This is a genomic window from Micromonospora matsumotoense (genome assembly GCF_900091525.1).
Lineage (GTDB): Bacteria > Actinomycetota > Actinomycetes > Mycobacteriales > Micromonosporaceae > Micromonospora > Micromonospora matsumotoensis.
In genome coordinates this window covers 189,491-208,022 of sequence record NZ_FMCU01000004.1, presented here as the reverse complement: position 1 = coordinate 208,022, position 18,532 = coordinate 189,491, and the positions used below count along the sequence as shown (strand labels likewise).

The window sequence follows — 18,532 nt, the reverse complement described above, 5'->3', positions numbered from 1 at the left end:
CACACACTGCGGGGAGGGACTGTGCGTCTCGTCATCAAGGGCACGGCCGAGCCACTCGTGGGTGAGTTCGACGTCCCGGCGTCGAAGTACCACGCGCACCGGGCGTTGATGCTCGCGTCGCTGACCGACGGGACCAGCCGCATCCACGGCGCCTGCCACGCGGGTCACGTGCAGCACACCATCCGGGCGCTGCGCGACCTCGGCACGGCCATCGCCGTCGAGGACGACGCCTTCGTGGTGCGCGGCGGCCGGTACCGTCCGGTGCGTCCGGAGATCTCGGTCGGCAGCTCGGGCACCACGCTCTACTTCCTCACCGGGCTCGCCGCCCTGGCCGACACCCCGGTCGGCATCACCGGCCAGAAGTACTTCCGTCGGCGACCGATCCGCCCGCTGCTCGACGCCCTGGCCGGCATCGGCGTGGAGATCACCTCGACCGGTGGACTGCTGCCGATCCGGGTCGCCGCCCGCCCGCCCACCGGCGGCCGGGTCCAGATCCCCGGCACCCTCTCCCAGTGGATCTCCAGCCTGCTGCTGGTCAGCCCGTTCGCCACCGGCCCCACCGTGATCGAGGTGGTCGGTGAGTTCAACGAGCGGTCGTACGTCGACCTGACCGTGGCGATGATGCGCCAGTTCGGTCTGCACGTGCAGGTCAGTGGCGACGGCCGGCGGTACGACATCGAACCCGGCCAACGGCCCACCCCGGCGGTGGTCCGGTTGCCGCCGGACGTCGGCGCCGCCGCGTTCGGCCTGGCCGCGACCGCCCTGCATCCCGCCGACGTGTTGTTCCGGGGACTGCCGGCAGTGGGCCCGGGGGAGCTGGACCATCCGGAGGCCGACCTGTTGGAGAGCCTGACGACGATGGGCGTGCCGCTGTCCCGGGACCCGGCCACCGGCTGGGTCCGGGTGCGTCACGACGGCCTGCGGCTGGCACCGGTGCGGGTGGACTGCCGCACGGTGCCCGACATGCTGCCGGTGCTCAGTGTGCTCGGCTCCCACGCGCACGGCACGACCGTGCTGGACAACGTGGCCCACGTACGCCTCAAGGAGTCCGACCGGGTGACGGCGATGCTGCAACTCAACCGGATGGGCGGCCGGCTGCGGCTCGACGGCGACCGGCTCGTGTGCGAGGGGGTCGGGCAGTTGCGGGAGGCGGACCTGTCCTCGTTCAACGACCACCGGGTGCTGATGGCGCTGGCGGTGGCCGCCTCCCGGGCCACCGGTGAGAGCCGGCTGACCTACCCGAACGCCCACCGGATCTCCTTCCCGCAGTTCCTCGACCAGATGAACTCCGTCGGCCTCCACATGTCGGTCGACCGGGCCCGCGCCCGCCGGCTGCCCCGGCCCGCCGCCGAGCCGGCCGGTCGGCAGCGCCACGAGATCGCTCCGGCGACCCGCCCGGCACCGGCGCGGCCCGCCGGGCCGCCGTCGTCACCGGTGCGGTCGGCTGGCACGTCGTCGTCGGTGCGGTCGGCTACGGTGCCGGCACCGGCGCGGTTGGCCGCGACGCCGGTCGCCGAGCTGGTCCGTCGGCACGCCGGCGCGCACCCCGACGACGAGGCCGTGATCGAGGCGGCCTCGCCGGGGCGGTCGGGCACCACGCTGAGCTGGGGTGAGCTGGACCGCCGCGCCGACCAGGCCGCGTCGTTGCTGCTGGAGCTGGGGGTGGGCCCCGGCGAGGTGGTCGCCTGGCAGTTGCCGAACTGGGCCGAGTTCGTGGTGCTCACGCTGGCCACCACCCGGATCGGGGCGGTCTGCTGTCCACTGATGCCGTTCTTCCGGGAACGGGAGATGGCCCGGCTGCTGCATCGGTCCCGGGCCCGGGTGCTGGTGATCCCCGACCGGTTCCGCAGCCGTGCGCACCTCGCGGAGACCGTGTCGGTGCTGTCCGGACCGGACGCCCCGGCGGTGGCGCACGTCCTCGTCGTCCGCGCCACCGACGATCCGCCCGCCGGCCCTGCCGGGCCGCCGTCCGACGCCCTGACCCTGCCGCCGTCCGGTGCCGCCGGTCGGCCGGGCGACGCCGCCCTGTCCGGGGACGCCGCCCTGTCCGGGGACGCCGCCCTGTCCGGGGACGCCGCCCTGTCCGGGGACGCCGCCCTGTCCGGGGACGCCGCCCTGTCCGGGGACGCCGCCCTGTCCGGGGACGCCGCCCTGTCCGGGGACGCCGCCCTGTCCGGGGACGCCGCCCTGTCCGGGGACGCCGCGCTGTCCGGGGACGCGGCCTCGGCGGGAGACGGCGGGCTGCCGGCGGACACCGCTGCGGTGCGGTGGCAGTGGTTCGGTGAGGCGCTGGGCCGGCAACGTCCCGACGGGGCGGTGCTGGCCGCCCGCCGGCCCGCACCGGGGGCGCTCGCCCAACTGATGTTCACCTCCGGCACCTCCGGCGAGCCGAAGGGCGTGCTGCACCGCACCGACACGCTGACCCGCGCCGCGGCGATGCAGGCCCGGCAGCTCGGGCTGACCGCCGCCGACCGGCTGTTCATCCCGTCGCCGCTGGCCCACCAGACCGGGTTCCTCTACGGGATGTGGCTGGGGTTCACCCTCGGTGCGCCGGTGGTGCTGCAACCCGTCTGGGACGGCCGGACCGCGCTGGCGACGTTGCACCGCACCGGGGCCACCTTCGTCCAGGCGGCCACGCCGTTCCTCGCCGACCTGGTCGAGGCCGTCGAGACCGGCGGGGAGCCGGCCCCGGCGCTGCGGGTCTTCGTCGCCACCGGCGCGGCGGTGCCCCGGACCCTGGCCGAGCACGCCACCCGGACCCTGGACGCCGCCGTCTGCGGCGCGTGGGGCTCCACCGAATCCTGCCTCGGCACGCTGTCCGCGCCGACCGACGAACCGGCCCGGGCCTGGGGCACCGACGGGCGGGCGGTGCAGGGGGTCCGGATCAGGGTCACCGACGACGCCGGGACCGTGCTCGACCCCGGTGCCGAGGGCAACTTCGAGGTGACCGGGGACTGTCTGTTCGCCGGCTACCTCGACCGCCCGGACCTGACGGCGGCGGCCCTCACCCCCGACGGCTGGTACCGCAGCGGTGACCTGGCCACCATCGACGACGCCGGGTACCTGCGGATCACCGGCCGGGTGACCGACGTGGTCAACCGGGGTGGCGAGAAGATCCCGGTGGCGGAGGTGGAGCAGCTGCTGCACACCCATCCCGCCGTCCGCGAGGTGGCGATCGTGGCGATGCCCGACCCCCGCCTCGGCGAACGGGCCTGCGCGTACGTGGTGACCCGGGAGGCGTTCACCTTCGCCGAGATGCAGCGGTTCCTCGACGCCCACAAGCTCGCCAAGCAGTACTGGCCCGAGCGGCTGGAGACCGTGGCCGCGCTGCCCCGCAACGTGGTCGGCAAGGTGCAGAAGTTCGTGTTGCGTGACCAGATCAGCGCAACGATCGGCGAGGAGGCAGAGTGACCCAGGCCGATGGCACGTCGTTCGCGACGTTGGCCCGTGAGGTCGAGGCGTTCGTCCGTGGCCCCGGCGAGGCGTACGCGACGGCGATCGAACGTGACCGCAGCGTCCCCGCGCAGCTCTGGACGGACCTGCGTGATCGGGGCTACCTGCGGCTCGCCGCGCCGGTCGACTACGGCGGTGCCGGCCTGTCCTTCACCCAGTACCTGCAGCTGCTCGAACTGTTCTCCATGTCGCACGCGTCGCTGCGGATGATCGTGCACGTGTGCAACGGGGTGTGGCGCTCCATCGACCAGTTCGCCTCCGACGAGCAGCGCAAGAAGTTCGTGCTGCCGCAGGTCGCCGGGGACCTGCGGGTCGCGTTCACGCTCACCGAACCGACCGCCGGCACCGGCGCGGACCTGCGCGCCAGCGTGACCCGCGACGGCGACACCTACCTGCTCAGCGGTGAGAAGCACCTGATCACCTTCGGGGTGAGCTGCGACTACTGGCTGCTGTTCGCCCGGTGCGAGGGCAGCACCGGCAAGGACGGCACGGTGGCGCTGATGGTGGACCGGCACGTCGACGGCGTCCGGGTCACACCGATGCCCGACACCATGGGCGTACGCGGCACCGACCACGCGCACCTGACCTTCGACCGGGCGCCGGTGCCGGTGGCCAACCGGCTCGGCGAGGAGGGCGACGGACTGACCGTCGCCCTCGGCGGCTTCCTCACCCCGAGCCGGATCGGGGTCGCGATGACCTGCGTGGGGCTGGCCCGTCGGGCCCAGGAGCTGGCGGTCGAGCACGCGGGCAACCGGGTCACCTTCGGCAGGCCGCTGGCCGCCCGGCAGGCGGTCGCGTTCGCGCTCGCCGAGAACGCCGCCGACATCGAGGCCGCCCGGCAGCTCACCCTGCACGCGGCCCGCCGGTGGGAGGCGGGCGAGAGCGACGCCGGGGCGCTGTCCTCGATGGCCAAACTGGTGGCGGTGGACATGCTCACCCGGGTCACCGACAAGGCGCTCCAGGTGCACGGCGGCATCGGCTACTGGGAGGGCAGCACCATCGAACGGGTCTACCGCGACGCCCGCGCGCAGCGCTTCGAGGAGGGCACCAACGAGATCCAGAAGACCGTGATCGCCCGGGAGATCCTGGCGGCCGGCCGATGACCGGCTACCAGGGGCGTACCGCCCTGATCACCGGCAGCTCGCGGGGCATCGGCCGGGCGCTGGCGCTCACCCTGGCCCGGGGCGGCGGCTCGGTGGTGGTCAACTACAAGAAGAACGCCGAACTCGCCGAGCAGGTCCGCAAGGAGATCGAGCAACTCGGTGGCCGGGCCGTCGCGGTCGCCGCCGACGTGGAGCAGCCGGAGGAGATCGAACGGCTCTTCGCGGTGGTCGCGCAGGAGTTCGGCACCCTCGACTACTTCGTGTGCAACGCGGCGGCCAGCTCGTTCAAGAACATCATGGACCTCAAGCCGCACCACCTGGACCGCTCGTACGCGATGAACATGCGCGCGTTCGTGCTCGGCGCGCAGCAGGCGGTGCGGCTGATGCCCGACGGCGGCCGGATCGTCGCGCTGTCCAGCTACGGCAGCATCCGGGCCTATCCGACGTACGCGAACCTGGGCGCCGCCAAGGCCGCGATCGAGGCGTGGGTGCGCTACATGGCTGTCGAGTTCGCCGGCCGGGGCATCAACGTCAACGCGGTCAACGGCGGCATCATCGAGACCGAGTCGTCCGGCTACTTCTACGACGTGCCCGGCATGGCACCGCTGTCCGGGGTGCTGCCGCTGATCCCCAAGCAGCGGATGGGCACCGCCCAGGAGGTCGCCGACGTGGTCGCCTTCCTGCTCTCCCCGGCCGCCGAGTACATCACCGGACAGACCCTGGTGGTGGACGGCGGTCTGTCGATCGTCGCGCCACCGTTCACCCGGGACCTGAGTGGTCCGCTGGCATGACGACCGGACTGCAACGGGTGCTGCGTCCCGGCCGGATCGGTCGGCTGCCGCTGCCGCACCGGATCGTGATGGGGGCGATGCACCTGGGCTGGGAGAACCGGGACGACGACGGCCGGGCGCTGGCCGCGTTCTACCTGGCCCGGGTCCGGGGCGGCGCCGGGCTGATGGTCACCGGCGGCGCGGCGGTCAGCGCGGCCGGTGCCGACGTACCCGGCTACGGGGTGCTCGACGACCCCGCCTTCCGGGCCCGGCTGCGTCGGGTCGCCGGGGAGGTCGGCGTGGCCGGTGGCCTGCTCGCCCTCCAGCTCTTCCACGCCGGCCGGTACGCCCGGCCGGCAGCCGGCGGCCCCCGCCCGGTCGCCCCGTCGGCGGTGCCCAGCCCGATCTCCCGGCTCACCCCGGACACGTTGTCCGCCGCGGGGGTCAGCCGGATCGTCGAGGACTTCGCCCGGGGCGCGCACCATGCCCGTGAACTGGGCTTCAGCGCGGTGGAGATCATGGGCTCCGAGGGCTACCTGATCGACCAGTTCCTCTCCCCGCTGACCAACCGGCGCGACGACGAGTGGGGCGGCGATCCGCAGCGCCGGATGCGGTTCGGGGTGGCCGTGGTGCGGGCGGTCCGCGAGGCCGTGGGCACCGACTTCCCGGTGGTGATGCGGATGACCGGCGACGACCTGCTGCCCGGCGGCACCGACCGGGACACGGTGGCGGAGTACGCCCGGGCGCTCGCCGCCGCCGGTGCCGACGCGTTGAACGTCGGGGTCGGCTGGCACGAGTCACCGACCCCGACGGTGCAGGCGGTGGTGCCGCCGGGGCACTGGGTGCCGGTGGCGTCGGCGGTCAAGGCCGCGGTGGGCGCGCTGCCCGTACTGGCCAGCAACCGGATCAACCGGCTGGCGCAGGCCGAGGCGATCCTGGCCGGCACCCCGCTGGACCTGATCTCGATGGCCCGACCGTTCCTGGCGGACCCGGCGCTGATCGAGCGCAGCCGTGCGGGCCGGCCGGTGAACATCTGTGTGGCCTGCAACCAGGCCTGCATCGACCGGTCGCTGGTCGGTGCGGCGGTGTCCTGCATGGTCAACCCGCTGGTCGGCCGGGAAGCCGACCCGGAGTTCGAGGCTGAGCGGGAAGACCGGGCCGCGCCGGCGACTCAGGCCGAGCCCGGAGTCCGGGCCGCGCCGTCGGGGCAGGTCGGACCGGTGGTGCGGGTCGGGTCCGTGGCGGTGCGGGAGCCCCGGACGGTGGCCGTGGTCGGTGCCGGTCCCGCCGGGCTGCGCGCCGCCCGCGACCTGGCCCTGGCCGGGCACCGGGTCACCGTCTACGAGGCGGACCGGGAACCCGGCGGGCAGTTCCGGCTGGCCTGCCGGGTGCCCGGCAAGGCCGACTACGCCGAGACGATCCGGTTCCTCACCGCCGAGCTGACCCGGCTCGGCGTGGTGCTGCACACCGGCCGGCCGGTCGCCGGGGCCGACGAGGGTCTGCTGCGCCGCTACGACGGGATCATCGTCGCCACCGGGGTGGTACCGAGGCGGGTGGACCTGCCCGGCGGCGCGCTGCCGCACGTCCGCGACTACGGCGCGGCCTTCACCGACGACGCGCTCGGGCCACGGGTCGCCGTGATCGGTGGCGGTGGCATCGCCGTGGACCTGGCCCACCTGGCCAGCCAGCCGGGCGCCGGCCGACCCCGGCAGGTCACCGTCCTGCTGCGGGGTGAGCGGCTCGGCCCCCGGATGGGGCGCTCCACCCGGTGGGCGGTGCTGGCCGAGTTGCGCCGCCGGCAGGTGGCGGTGGTGTCGGGCGTCCGGGACCTGCGCATCGACACCGACGCCGTGCACCTGGTCGACGGCACCGGCGCGGCCCGGTCCGTACCCGCCGACACGGTGGTGATCGCCGCCGGTCAGCTGCCCGCCGACGGGCTGGTGCGGACGGTACGCCGGACCGGGGTCTGGCACCGGGTGGTGGGCGGTGCCCGGGACACCACCGGGTTGGACGCGGTCCGGGCGTTCGCCGAGGGGCACGCCGCCGCGCTGGCGTTCCAGCGGGCCGCCCAGGGCGCCGGCCGGACCCTGCGGGTGGGGGAGCCGGCATGACCGCCGACGGGACGGCCCCCGACACCGTGGCCGGTGTGCTGCGGCGGACCGCCGAGGACCGGTGGCGCATCGTCGGGTTGCTGCCCCGGGCGGGTGGCCCGGCGGTGTGCGCCGCCGTCGTGGTCAACCTGCTGCTCGCCGCCGCGCCGGTGCTGTTCGTCGTCGCGACGAGCCGGATGATCGGGTGGCTGCCGCCGGCGGTACGCGACGGCGTCGACTCGCCGGCCTTCGGGCACCTGGTGACCGCCTTCGTGGTGGCGGCAGCGGCGCTCAGCGCCCAGCAGTTGCTGGCCCAGCTCCAGGTCGCCACGGGTCTGCTGGTGCAGCGGCGGATCGACGGGTGGGTGGCCGACGAACTGATGACGGCCGCACTGGGCAGCGTCAGCACCACCCCGCTGGAGGATCAGGCGCTGCTCGAACAGCTCACCGAGGCGTCCCGCGAGGTCGAGCACGGCATCCAGAGTCCGGGGGCGGCGGGCGCCGGGATGCTGGCGCTGCTCGCCCGCTACGGGCAACTCCTCGGGTACGCGGTGCTCGTCGGGCTGGCCTTCGCCTGGTGGGCGGGGCTGGGTCTGCTCGTCGCCGTGCTGGCCTTCCGGCACGGGCAACGCGGCGGCCTGCGCCGGTACGCGGCGATCTACGGTGCGGTGGTCGCCCGGGTCCGCCGGCTGACCTACTTCCGGGGCGTGGCGATGGGCCGGCCCGCGGCCAAGGAGATCCGCATCTTCGGCCTGCTGCCGTGGCTGCGCGAGCAGTACCGGGAGGCGTACCTGGACTGGATGCGCCCGGTGTGGGCGCAGCGGCGGCGGGTCTACCTCAAGCCGTACTTCCTCTACACGGCCGTCGGGCTGACGGCGCTCGTCGCGGTGCTCGCCGCGCTGGGCCTGGCCGGTGGCGACGGGCAGGTCGGGCTGACCCGGCTGGCGCTGGTGATCCAGGCCGTGCTCGCGGCGGTCCAGCTCGGGGAGTTCTATCCCGAGGCCGACGTGCAGACCCAGTTCGGCATGAACGCCTACCGGGCGGTCGGCGAGTTCCGGACCGGGATGCGCGAGCGCACGTCCACCGGGGACGTGGCGACCGGCCCCACGGTCGCGCCCCCGCCGGGGCGGGTCGCCGACCGGCCGGCCGGCCCGGCGGACATCCGCTTCGAGGCGGTGTCCTTCCGCTATCCGCACCGCACGGCGCCGGTCTTCACCGATCTGGACCTCACCCTGCCGGCCGGTGCGTGCACCGCGATCGTCGGACTCAACGGCGCCGGCAAGACCACCCTGGTCAAGCTGCTGGCCCGGCTGGCGCTGCCCGACGCGGGCCGGATCACCGTCGGCGCCACCCCGATCGACGACCTCCCGCCGGCCGACTGGCGACGTCACCTGGCGGTCATCTTCCAGGACTACCTGCGGTACGAGACCAGCGCCGCCGACAACATCGCGCTGGGCGCGATCGCGCACGCCGACGACCGGGACGGCATCCGTGCCGCCGCCGACGCCGCGGGCATCCTCGACGCCCTCGACGCGCTGCCGCTCGGGCTGGACACCCCGCTGACCGGTCAGCTGCGCGGCGGGGTGGACCTGTCCGGCGGGCAGTGGCAGCGGGTGGCGATCGCGCGGGCGTTGTTCGCCATCCGGCACGGCGCGTCGGTGCTGGTGCTCGACGAGCCGACGGCCAGCCTGGACGTCCGGGCCGAGGCGCGGTTCTTCGACGAGATCATCGCCGCCACCACGGGGGTCACCACGGTGCTGATCTCGCACCGGTTCGCCACCGTCCGTCGGGCGGACCACATCGTCGTACTGGCCCAGGGGCGGGTGGTCGAGCAGGGCTCGCATGCGGAGCTGCTCAGCCTGGGCGGCCGGTACGCCCGGCTGTTCTCCCTCCAGGCGCGGCGCTTCGCCACCCGCTCCGACACCGACCTGTCGGACGGCGACCTGTCGGACGGCGACCTCGGCGGCGGTCCGGTGGATGCCGACGGCACGCCGGTGGACGTCGGGTCGCCGCGGAGCGCCCGATGAGCCGCGGCCTGCTCTCCGCCGGGTGGTCGCTGTGGCGGACCTCGCTGCGCCAGGATCGGCGCAAGGCGCTGACCGCGCTGGTCCTGGTCGTCGCCGGGGCGGTGGCGTGGCCCCTGGTGGCGGTGCTGCTGCGGGTACTCTTCGACGCCGTCAACGCCGGCCGGCCGGTCACCGCGAGCCTCGCCGGGGTCGCCGTGGCCGTCGGATTGATCGCCGGGCTGACCTTCGGTCACTTCGCCCACATCGCCTACTTCGAACTCGCCGAACTCGACGTCCTGCACGTGCACCAGGAGCTGATGGAGGCCACCAACGGGTCGTCCGGGATGGCGCACTTCGAGCGGTCCGAGTTCGCCGACAAGATCACCGTGCTGGAGCAGGACGTCGAACAGCTCCGGGTCGGCCTCCAGGCCGTGCTGACCGGCGTCGGCCTGGCCGTGGCGATGACGCTGACGACGGTGGTGCTGGCCGTACTCCATCCGTTGTTGTTGCTGTTGCCGTTGGCCGCCGTGCCGCCGCTGCTGGCCGGGCGGTGGGCGGAGCGGATGGTGAACCGGGCGCGGGAGGCGGGTGCCGAGTCCACCCGGCGTGCCGTCGGGCTGTTCCGGCTCAGCACCGACGCCGCCGCCGGCAAGGAGCTGCGGATCTTCGGCCTGACCGACGAGGTACGGCGGCGGCACCGCGGGCACTGGCAGGACGCCACCCGCCGGTTGTGGCGGGCCCAGCTGGTGGCGAGCCTGGTGCGGATGACCGGGCAGTTGGCGTTCGCGGCCGGTTACATCGGGGCGGTCCTGGTGATCCTGCGCGACGCCGTCGCCGGCCGGCGCGGGGTGGGCGACGTCATCCTGGTCGTCACCATCGCGGCGCAGGTCAACCAGCAGGTGGCGGCGGCGGTCGGGGTGTTGCAGGACCTCCAGCGGCTGCGCAGCGTCTACCGCCGGCTCGACGAGGTGCACGACCTGGTCGGCGTCGCCGACCGTCCCGCGTCCCCCGGTCACCGCACCCCGGTCGACCGTCCCACGTCGGTCGACGCCCCGCTGGCTGCGGCCGGCGACCCGGGGTCCTCCGTCGAGGCCGCCGACCGGCCCACCGGGGGCGGTGGTGTGCCGCCGGCCCGGCTGCGTGAGGGCATCCGGCTGGCCGGGGTCACGCTGCGCTACCCCGGCGGGTCGCGACCGGTGGTCACCGGCCTCGACCTGCACCTGCCGGCGGGCACCACGGTCGCCGTCGTCGGCGAGAACGGCGCCGGCAAGACCACAGTGGTCAAACTGCTCTGCGGTCTGCTGGCACCGACGTCCGGCCGGATCCTCGTCGACGGTGTCGCGCTGGGTGAGCTGTCCCTGCCGCGTTGGCGCGAGCGGATCGCCGCCGGCTTCCAGGACTTCGTCCGGTTCGAGCTGCCGGCCCGGCATACCGTCGGCATCGGTGACCTGCCCCGCCACGACGACGACCCGGCGGTACGGGCGGCGCTGGGCCGGGCCGGGGCGGAGGACCTGGTCGGGCAGCTCGACGAGGGGCTGGACACCCCGCTCGGGCGCAGCCACACCGACGGGGCGGAGCTGTCCGGCGGCCAGTGGCAGAAGCTCGCTCTCGGCCGGGCGTTCATGCGCGACGATCCGCTGCTGGTGGTGCTGGACGAGCCGACCGCCGCCCTCGACGCGGAGGCCGAGCACGCGTTGTTCGCCCGCTACCGCGACCAGGCGCGCGAGGTGGCCGCCCGGACCGGCGCGGTGAGCGTGTTCGTGTCCCACCGGTTCTCCACCGTGCAACTGGCCGACCTGATCGTGGTGCTCGCCGACGGCGGCGTCGCCGAGGTCGGCAGCCACGCCGACCTGCTCGCCGCCGGCGGCCGATACGCCGAGATGTTCGCACTCCAGGCCAGGGCGTACCGGTGACCGGCCCCCATCGATTCCGGAGGACATGGCAGTGACCAGCGCGACGCGTACCGAAGAGTTCGATCCCTTCTCGCCCGAGTCCATGGACGACCCGTACCCCGCCTACGCGGACCTGCTCCGCGCGGAGGAACCGCTCTACCTGGCACAGCGCGACATGTGGCTGGTGATCCGGTACGACCACGTCCGGCTGGCGGCGAAGAACCACACCGGACTCTCGTCGGCCGACGGGATCGCCTACCACCGTTCCACCCTGCCGGTGCTCTTCGGGCTCGACCAACCGGACCACACCCGGCTGCGCGCCCTGATCCGGCACGACTTCTCCCCGCGCGGGGTGCAGTTCTGGCGGCCGTTCATCGAGCAGGTCTGCGGCGAACTGCTCGACGAGGCCGTGGCCACCGGCGACATCGACCTCGTCCAGCAGGCGATCATCCTGCAACCGGTGAAGGTGATCACCACCATCGTCGGGGTGCCCGACGACAACCTCGCCAAGCTCAAGCTCACCGCCGGTGTGCTGGAGAGCTTCATCGCCAACGCGAAGGTCGGTGAGGACGCCCCGGAGGACCCGGCCGAGAACGCGCTGCGGTTGCAGGCCGCCAAGGCCGCCCTGTCGTCGATCGCCGGCCTCTCCGGCTACCTGGGCAACCTGCTCACCCGGCGGCGGACCGAACCGGCCCGCGACGACGTGGTGTCGAAGTTGTTCGCCGCGGCGGCCTCCGGCGGGGTGACCGCGAACGAGATCCTCTGGCTGTGCCTCACCCTGCTGGTGGGCGGGCAGGAGACGATGACCCACTTCCTGGGCAACATGCTCGACGCGCTGCTCAACCACCCCGACCAGCTCCGGCTGGTGCGGGAGCGGCCCGAGCTGATCGCGTCGACGATCGAGGAGACCGCCCGGTTCTACCCGCCGGTGCAGAACGTCTTCCGCACCGCCACGACCGACGTCGTCGTCGGCAACACCACCATCCCGCAGGGCGCCCGGGTGGAGTTGTCCTTCGCCGCCGGCAACCGGGACCCGCGCAAGTTCCCCGACCCCAACGACTACCGGATCGACCGGGTGACCGACGGCCACCTCGGTTTCGGGGCGGGCATCCACACCTGTGTCGGCGCGCACCTGGCCCGCCTCCAGGCCACCACCTTCCTGCGGATGCTCATCGAGCGCACCGACGACATCGCACTCATCGGCGAACTGGTCAAGGTGCAGAGCCCGGCCTTCCGGGGGCTCGACCACCTGCCGCTGCGGCTGACCCCGAGGCCGTCCGGTCCGCTCGCGTCGGCGCAGCGCGCGTAGTGCGTACCGACGACCGTCCGGAGGGGGACCGGGTGAGTGATGCGACCACCGACGTCGGCACGGTCAGCCTGCCGTTCGCCACGGGTGAGGCCGCGGCCGGGCCGCTGACCTGGGCGCAGAGCGTGATGTGGGGGCCGATGCAGTGGTTCGGCAAGGAGGCGAACCAGTTCAACATCGGCGAGGCCCTGGTGCTCCCCGCACCGGTCGCGGCGGCCCGACTGCACGCCGCCCTGCGGACCCTGATCGAGGCGCACCAGACCCTGCGGACCCGGTACGTCGACCGTGCCGACCAGCCGCAGCAGCAGGTCGCCGCCGCCGGGGCGTACGACATCGTGGTGGTCGACGACCACGGCGACCCGGAGCGGGTCGGTGACGAACTCGTCGCCACGTTGACCGCTACGGCGTTCGACCACGAGGCCGAGTGGCCGCTACGGGTCGGCTGCGTCCGGGACCGGGCCGGCCGGATCAGCGCGGTCGCCCTCGTCGGCTCCCACCTGGCGTTCGACGGCTGGGCCTTCAACACCCTCACCGCGCTGCTGCGCGGCCGGCTCACCGACGCGCCGTCGCCGCAGGAGACGCCGACCGCCGGGAGCGGGGCGCAGCCGTTGGCACAGGCCGCCTTCCAACAGTCGACGGCCGGCCGGCAGCAGAGCCGGCTGGGGCTGCGGCACTGGGAGCAGGGGTTGTCGGCCGCCCCGGCCTCGATGTTCGACCTGCCGCGCGCGGTGACCGGCGACCAGCCCATCGAACGGCACCTGCTGGACTCCACGGCGGTCACCGCGGCGGCGACGGCGCTGGCCACTCGGACCCGTACCTCCTTCTCGACCGTGCTGCTCTGCCTGACCACGCTGGTCCTGACCGCCTACAACGGGCACCGCACCGGGGTGTTCAAGCTGATCGCCGGCAACCGCCTGGACCGGGACAGTCGTGACCTGATCGCCCTGAACACGTTGGACGCCCTGCTGGTGCACCGGGTCGACGAGGACGCCGACCTGCTCACCGCCATCCGGCAGCTGCACCGGCCCGCGTTCGACGCGTACCGCCGCGCCCCGTGCGACCCGGCCGGGGTGCGCACGGTGGTCGAACAGGTCGGCCGGCGGCGGGGGGTGGCGTTCGACCTGTCCGCCTACTTCAACAACGGGCACCGGGGCAGCGACTGGGCCACGGCCGACCCGGACCCGGGACCGGACCGCCTCGCCGTGCTGCGCCGGGACTCCCGATACTCCCGGCTGGAGCCACTGTCCAAGAGCGACATGCGGTTCTATGTCGCGGCCAGCAACCTGGGCGACGGTCGGTGCCGGCTCGGGCTGCTGGTCGACACGGCCTACCTCCCCGGAGGGCTCGGCGAGACCATCATCCGGGGGATCGAGACCCTGCTGTGCCAGGCGGTCACCGGCGCGGTCCGGGTCGCCGAGATCGCCGACCGGATCGGCCTGACCCCGGCCCACCGGGGCCCCGACTGGGTGTCCACCCCGGCCGGTTGGGTCCGTCCGCAGGCGGTGGCGGAGCTGGTCGGCGAGGTGGCCGGGGCGGCCGCCTCCGCCGAGCCGTCGGCCGGCGGCGGGCTCACCGCCTACGTGTCCGGTTCCTGCTCGCCCGAGGAGTTGCACCGGCGGGTCCTCGACGCGCTGCCCGGCCGACCGGGGCTCGTCGCGCCGACCGAGTACGTGATCTGCGGGTCGGCGCCGCCCACCGGGACCGGGGCCGACGCGTGGCGTGCCGGGCCCGTGCTCGCCCGGGGGACGGGGCGCGATGCGTAGGGCGCTGCGGCCGGTCGACGGGATCGACCAGGGCGGCCGTCCGCGCGCGGCACGCGGTGCGGTGGACGGCTGCCGGACGTCGATGGTGACTGATAGTGTTCTATCGGTCGTTCAGTGGCGGGAGAGCGGAGCCATGGCGGGATGCTGGGGGGCGACGGCGAGATGGTGACCGACGACGTCGTCATCACCGGCATCGGCGCCGTCACGCCGCTCGGTCTCGACCGCGACAGCACCTGGCAGGGCCTGCTGGCCGGCAAGTCGGGCGTCGGCCCGGTCACCGCCTTCAATGCCGCCGCGCTGCCCACCCGGATCGCCGCCGAGGTGCGGGGCTTCGCGCCGGCCGAACACTTCACCGGCAAACAGCTGCGACGGATGGCCCGGTTCAGCCAGTTCGCGGTGGTCGCCACCCGCGAGGCGGTCGCCGACGCCGGGCTCACCGTCGACGCCGGCAACGCCGCCCGGGTCGGCGTGGTTGTCAACGCCGCCGTCGCCGGCTTCGACACCGTCGAGGCCACCGTACGCGGGCTGCTCGCCCCCGACCCGACCGCGCCCCTCTCGCACTTCGTGCCCTCCTCCCTGACCAACATGCCGGCCTGCGAGGTGGCCATCGAGGTGGGCGCGCACGGGCCGGTCAACGCCAGTGCACTGGCCTGCGCCAGCGGCGCGTACGCGCTGCTCGACGCCCGCCGGCTGATCCTGGCCGGCGAGGCCGACGTGGTCATCTGCGGCGGCACCGACGCGGCGATCACCCCGGCCATGTTCGCCGGCCTGGTCAGCATGGGGGCGATGTCCCAGCGCAACGACGACCCGACCGGCGCGAGCCGGCCGTTCTCCGCCGACCGGGACGGCTTCGTCTTCGGCGAGGGCGCGGTGATCCTGGTGCTGGAGTCCGCCGCGCACGCCCGTCGCCGGGGCGTCACCCCCTACGCCACCGTCGCCGGTGGCGCGCTGACCAGCGACGCGTTCCACGTGAGCGCGCCCCGCCCCGGCGGGGTCTACGCGGCCGAGGCCATCCGGCAGGCGCTGGACCGCGCCGGGGTGCGCCCCGACGACGTCGACTACGTCTGCGCCCACGGCACCTCGACGAAGGCCAACGACCTGACCGAGACGGTGGCGATCCGGGCGGCGCTCGGCGCGGCGGCCGACCGGGTCGCGGTCAGCGCGCCGAAGTCGATGCTCGGCCACCTGATCGGCGCGGCGGGTGCCCTCGGCGCGATGGTGTGCGCGTTGGCGATCCGCGACGGCGTCGTCCCGCCGACGGTCAACCTGCACCAGCCCGATCCGGACTGCGACCTGGACTACGTGCCCCACCAGGCCCGGGAGATGCCGGTGCGGGCGGCGCTCACCAACGCCTTCGGCTTCGGCGGGCAGAACTGCGTCGTCGTGTTCACCGAAACCCCGTCGCGAGGAGAGCCCGGATGACCGCGCAGTTCCCGTTGGTCCCCACCGACCACCCGACCCCGCCGCAGACCCGGGAGGAGATCCTCGCCGACCCGGGATTCGGCCGGCACTTCACCGACCACATGGCGACCGCCGTGTGGTCGCCGGACGCCGGTTGGCACGACCAGCGGGTGGGCGCGCTGGAGCCGTTCACCATGCACCCCGGCGCGGCGGTCCTGCACTACGCGCAGGAGATCCTGGAGGGGCTCAAGGCGTTCCGGCACGCCGACGGCAGCGTCTGGCTGTTCCGCCCGGAGCTCAACGCCCGCCGGTTCGCCGCCTCGGCCCGCCGGATGGTCCTGCCCGAGCTGGACGAGGAGACCTTCGTCGAGAGCGTGGCCGCGCTGGTCCGCGCCGACGAGGCCTGGGTGCCGCCGTACGGGGGTGAGCAGAGCCTCTACCTGCGACCGTTCATGTTCGCCTCGGAGGCGTTCCTCGGGGTGCGTCCCGCCCAGCAGGTCACCTACTGCGTGCTGGCCTGCCCGGCCGGGTCGTACTTCCCCAACGGGGTCACCGGTGTGACGCTCTGGGTCAGCACCACCTACAGCCGGGCGTCGATCGGTGGCACCGGCGCGGCCAAGTGCGGCGGCAACTACGCGGCCAGCCTGGCCCCGCAGCGGGAGGCCCTCGGGCACGGCTGCGAGCAGGTGCTCTACCTGGGCGGCGAGGGGCGGCGCAGCATCGACGAGTCGGGCACCATGAACGTCTTCTTCGTGACCCGCGACCACCAGCTGCTCACCCCCGGGCTGGGCACCATCCTGGACGGGGTGACCCGGGACAGCGTGCTGACCCTCGCCGCCGAGCACGGGCTGGAGCCGGTGCAGCGCACGATCGACCTGGACGAGATGCGGGACGGGTTCGCCGACGGGTCGATGACCGAGGCGTTCGCCGCCGGCACGGCGGCGGTGATCACCCCGATCATCGGGCTCAAGAGCGACGACTTCGCCCTGACCATCGGCGACGGGGCGCCGGGCAAGTACACCCAGCAGTTCCGGGAGCGGCTGCTCGACATCCAGTCCGGCCGGGCTGCCGACACCCACGGCTGGATGCGTCGGGTGCTGTAGTGCCCACCCCGATCGCGGTCGTCGGGATGGCGGTCCGCGCACCCGGCGGGGTGTCGAGCCTCGACGCGTACTGGTCGGCGATCCTGGCCGGCCGGGACCTCACCGGCGAGCTGCCCGACGACCGCCGGGCCGGGTTCGGCGCCCAGTGGGACGGCATGGTGACCCGGGGCGGTTACTGCGATGCGGTGTTCGACTTCGACCCGAAGTTCTTCGGCATCTCGCCCCGGGAGGCGCGGGTCCTCGACCCGCAGCACCGGCTGCTGCTCGAGGTGGTGTGGGAGGCGTTCGAGCACGCCGCGATCCCGGTCGCCGCCGTCGCCGGGGCGACCGGTGTCTTCGTCGGGGTGACCGGGCGGGACTACCGGCAGTGGCTGACCGGCGATCCGAACTCGTACTGGACGATCGGCAACGGGCACAGCTTCACCGCCGGCCGGATCGCGTACACGCTGGGGTTGCAGGGGCCGGTCTTCGCGCTGGACACCGCCTGTTCGTCGTCGCTGGTGGCGGTGCACACGGCGGGTCGGGCGCTGGCGGCCGGTGACTGCGACACGGCGGTGGCCGGCGGGGTCAACCTGATCCTCGCGCCGAGCACCACCCGGTCGGTGGCGCAGACCGGCGCGTTGTCGCCGGACGGCCGGTCGCGCCCCTTCGACGCCGAGGCGAACGGGTTCGTCCGGGGCGAGGGCTGCGCGATGCTGGTGCTGAAGCGGTTGGCCGACGCGCACCGCGACGGTGACCGGGTGCTCGCGGTGCTGCGCGGCACCGGGATCAACCACGACGGGCGGACGGCGACATTCACCACGCCGAACGTGTCGGCCCAGTCGAGGCTGATCGACGCGGTCCTGGCCGCCGCCGGGATCGCCGTCCGGGACGTCGGTTACCACGAGGCGCACGGCACCGGCACCCCGCTCGGCGACCCGGCCGAGATGGCGGCGATCGTGGCGGCGCTGGGTCGCGCCGACGGCCCGCCGCTGTACGTGGCCTCGGTCAAGGGCAACCTCGGCCACACCGAGTCCGCCGCGGGGGTGCTCGGGCTGGTGAAGGCGGTGCTCTGCCTGCAACGGCGCACCATCGCGCCGCAGGCCAACTTCCGGACGTTGAACCCCCGGATCGATCTCACCGGCACCGGCGTCGACATCCCGGTCGCCCCGGTGCCCTGGGACGACCGGCTCGGGGCCTGCGCCTCGACCAGCTCGTACGGGATGAGCGGCACGAACGCCTTCGCGGTGCTGTCACCCGCCCCGCCGGTCGCGTCGTCTGCGTTGCCGGCGGCGGACGGGTTCCCGGTGTCGGCGGCCACCGGGCCGGCGCTGGCCGTGCTGGCCCGGCACTACGCCGACCGGCTGGCGGTGCTGCCGGCGGCGGACTATCCGGCGTTCGCCACCACCGCCGCCGGGGGGCGTACCCGGCTCGCGCACGCGGTGTGGGTGCGGGCGTCCGGCCCGGCGGACGCGGCGGCGGCGTTGCGCGCGGTGGCGGCCGGCACCGCGCACCCGGACGTACGGGTGCTCGGTGCGGACGAGCCGGTGCCGACGCCGTCGGGCCGCGCGGTGGTCGACCTGCCGACCTATCCATGGCAGCGGCGCACCTGTGTGGTGGACCGCCCGCAGTGAGCCGGCGCGGTGACCCGGGTCGCCGGGTGACC

General features: G+C 74.2%; 11 protein-coding genes. All 11 read left to right on the top strand.

Going from position 1 to position 18,532, the window contains the following annotated elements:
* The first annotated feature begins 21 nt into the window (after positions 1–21).
* The 11 genes from aroA to GA0070216_RS10690 all read left to right on the top strand — a co-directional run bounded on the left by aroA (position 22) and on the right by GA0070216_RS10690 (position 18,500).
* On the top strand, positions 22–3,411 hold the full coding sequence (gene aroA / locus GA0070216_RS34990) for a 3-phosphoshikimate 1-carboxyvinyltransferase (RefSeq protein WP_218108162.1): 3,390 nt from the start codon (positions 22–24) through the stop codon (positions 3,409–3,411).
* Entirely contained in the window at positions 3,408–4,556 is a 1,149-nt protein-coding gene (locus tag GA0070216_RS10735; protein WP_091243243.1) for an acyl-CoA dehydrogenase family protein, read from the top strand. The genes aroA and GA0070216_RS10735 overlap by 4 nt, the downstream gene beginning before the upstream one ends.
* Positions 4,553–5,347 carry an SDR family oxidoreductase gene (locus tag GA0070216_RS10730; RefSeq protein WP_091243239.1) on the top strand — a complete coding sequence of 265 codons (795 nt, stop codon included), beginning with the start codon at positions 4,553–4,555 and terminating at the stop codon, positions 5,345–5,347. The genes GA0070216_RS10735 and GA0070216_RS10730 overlap by 4 nt, the downstream gene beginning before the upstream one ends.
* Positions 5,344–7,437: an FAD-dependent oxidoreductase gene (locus GA0070216_RS36385; protein ID WP_091243236.1), complete on the top strand. Its 2,094-nt coding sequence runs from the start codon at positions 5,344–5,346 to the stop codon at positions 7,435–7,437. The genes GA0070216_RS10730 and GA0070216_RS36385 overlap by 4 nt, the downstream gene beginning before the upstream one ends.
* Entirely contained in the window at positions 7,434–9,443 is a 2,010-nt protein-coding gene (locus GA0070216_RS10720) for an ABC transporter ATP-binding protein (protein ID WP_091243233.1), read from the top strand. The genes GA0070216_RS36385 and GA0070216_RS10720 overlap by 4 nt, the downstream gene beginning before the upstream one ends.
* Positions 9,440–11,335 (top strand): ABC transporter ATP-binding protein, encoded by a 1,896-nt coding sequence (locus tag GA0070216_RS10715; RefSeq protein ID WP_091243229.1) that lies wholly within the window; start codon positions 9,440–9,442, stop codon positions 11,333–11,335. Before GA0070216_RS10720 ends, GA0070216_RS10715 begins: the two co-directional genes overlap by 4 nt.
* A 31-nt stretch (positions 11,336–11,366) precedes the next feature.
* Positions 11,367–12,623 (top strand): cytochrome P450, encoded by a 1,257-nt coding sequence (locus tag GA0070216_RS10710; protein WP_141723043.1) that lies wholly within the window; start codon positions 11,367–11,369, stop codon positions 12,621–12,623.
* Positions 12,624–12,655: 32 nt separating this feature from the next.
* Complete coding sequence (locus GA0070216_RS10705) at positions 12,656–14,383, top strand: condensation domain-containing protein (RefSeq protein ID WP_141723042.1); 1,728 nt, start codon at positions 12,656–12,658, stop codon at positions 14,381–14,383.
* Between the two features lie 141 nt (positions 14,384–14,524).
* The gene (gene fabF / locus GA0070216_RS10700; protein ID WP_245722424.1) at positions 14,525–15,805 is read left to right on the top strand and encodes a beta-ketoacyl-ACP synthase II; all 1,281 of its coding nucleotides are present in this window, start codon (positions 14,525–14,527) and stop codon (positions 15,803–15,805) included.
* Positions 15,802–16,887, top strand: a complete 1,086-nt coding sequence (locus GA0070216_RS10695; RefSeq protein WP_091243222.1) for a branched-chain amino acid aminotransferase — start codon at positions 15,802–15,804, stop codon at positions 16,885–16,887. Before fabF ends, GA0070216_RS10695 begins: the two co-directional genes overlap by 4 nt.
* Positions 16,887–18,500 carry a beta-ketoacyl [acyl carrier protein] synthase domain-containing protein gene (locus tag GA0070216_RS10690; RefSeq protein ID WP_245722423.1) on the top strand — a complete coding sequence of 538 codons (1,614 nt, stop codon included), beginning with the start codon at positions 16,887–16,889 and terminating at the stop codon, positions 18,498–18,500. Before GA0070216_RS10695 ends, GA0070216_RS10690 begins: the two co-directional genes overlap by 1 nt.
* The last annotated feature ends 32 nt before the right edge of the window (positions 18,501–18,532 follow it).

Bases quoted from the DNA above. Each gene is read 5' to 3' on its own strand.
- GA0070216_RS10720 (WP_091243233.1), top strand. From the start codon at position 7,434: ATGACCGCCGACGGGACGGCCCCCGACACCGTGGCCGGTGTGCTGCGG.
- fabF (WP_245722424.1), top strand. From the start codon at position 14,525: ATGCTGGGGGGCGACGGCGAGATGGTGACCGACGACGTCGTCATCACC.
- GA0070216_RS10730 (WP_091243239.1), top strand. From the start codon at position 4,553: ATGACCGGCTACCAGGGGCGTACCGCCCTGATCACCGGCAGCTCGCGG.
- GA0070216_RS10715 (WP_091243229.1), top strand. From the start codon at position 9,440: ATGAGCCGCGGCCTGCTCTCCGCCGGGTGGTCGCTGTGGCGGACCTCG.
- GA0070216_RS10695 (WP_091243222.1), top strand. From the start codon at position 15,802: ATGACCGCGCAGTTCCCGTTGGTCCCCACCGACCACCCGACCCCGCCG.
- GA0070216_RS36385 (WP_091243236.1), top strand. From the start codon at position 5,344: ATGACGACCGGACTGCAACGGGTGCTGCGTCCCGGCCGGATCGGTCGG.